This is a genomic window from Hydrogenophaga sp. (assembly GCF_030656115.1).
GTDB lineage: Bacteria > Pseudomonadota > Gammaproteobacteria > Burkholderiales > Burkholderiaceae_C > Hydrogenophaga.
On sequence record NZ_JAUSOO010000019.1, the window covers coordinates 1 to 1180 of the forward strand.

The 1180-nt window shown below is 67.9% G+C and carries 1 protein-coding gene; it reads right to left on the reverse strand.

The window, feature by feature from the left end:
• On the reverse strand, positions 1–985 hold a 985-nt coding region (locus Q7J58_RS02045), incomplete at its 3' end, for an MmgE/PrpD family protein (protein ID WP_304822712.1).
• Positions 986–1180 lie beyond the last annotated feature (195 nt).

The window sequence follows — 1180 nt, forward strand, 5'->3', positions numbered from 1 at the left end:
TGGCCGCCACCGGCTCGCACACCACCGGGTGCACCCCTTGCGGCAGCAGCACCTGTACCGAAGCGATCTCGTCAGTGCGCAGACCGGCCGCGCGCAGCGCCAGCGCGGCATCGATGCTGGCGTGCGTGTAGTGGCAGGTTGGATACAACTTGACCGCCACATCCATCAGTTCCCAGCGCTCGCCCAGGCCGCGCGCGCACAAGGACAAATCGGCGTTTAGGCCGCGCGCGGCCAGGTGACTGGCGTACAGACCAAAGCGGCCTTCATAGGGCTGCGACGGGCCGCGGAATCCGGCACCGGCCAACGCCGTGGCGGTCAGCCCGCTGACACCGGCCCAGCCCGAGTGCATGCGCTTGGTCCAGGCGCCGTCGCTCAGAAATTCCATGCTGCCTGATGCCATCGACAGCACCACGCCTTGCGCGTGCTCAAGGCCCGCCTGATCCAGTCCCATCAGCTTGCCGGCCGCCAGTGCGCACCCAAAAGCCCCCACCAGGCCAGTCGGGTGAAAGCCCACGTCGTGGAAGCGTCCCTGGGCCGCTGCACCCAGACGTGCCGCCACCTCGATCGCCAGCACATAGGTCATGATCATCTCGGCCCCGCTGGCATGCCGCTGCGCCGCCAGACCCAGCGCCAGCGGAAAGGCGCTGGCGCTGGGGTGGGTGATCGCGCCGGGGTGGGTGTCGTCGAAATCCAGCCCGTGGACCAGGATGCCATTCATCAGCACCGCATCGCGCAGCGGCAGGGGGGCAAAGGCACCCATGACGGCGCTGTCACCCGCACCGCCCAGGGCGTGCAAGCCGCGGTAAGCGCAGTGCGCGAAGTCGTGCTGGGACGAAGCCAAGGCGATGCCCAGTGCGTCGAGCATCAGCAGCTTGGCCTGTTCGACCACGGCTGCGGGCAGCATGTCTGGCGTCAGGCCGTGCGCGAAGGCGGCCAGTTGGGCGGCGATGCTGGGGGCAGGGAGGGTTGTCGTGTCGGCTGGCATGTGGAATAACCTTACTTGTATTCTTCGTATCACTCAGAGTGTGCCAAGCGCAGCAAGAGACTGGGCGTATTGCTTCTGCTGGTCCTGACCGCGGTTGACGCTGCCCCCGACCGGCCGCAGCAAGCCGTCGCGCAGGCCGTAGACCAACCCGTGCACCTCGACTTGCTGCCCGCACTCCCAGGCGCGGCGCAGGGT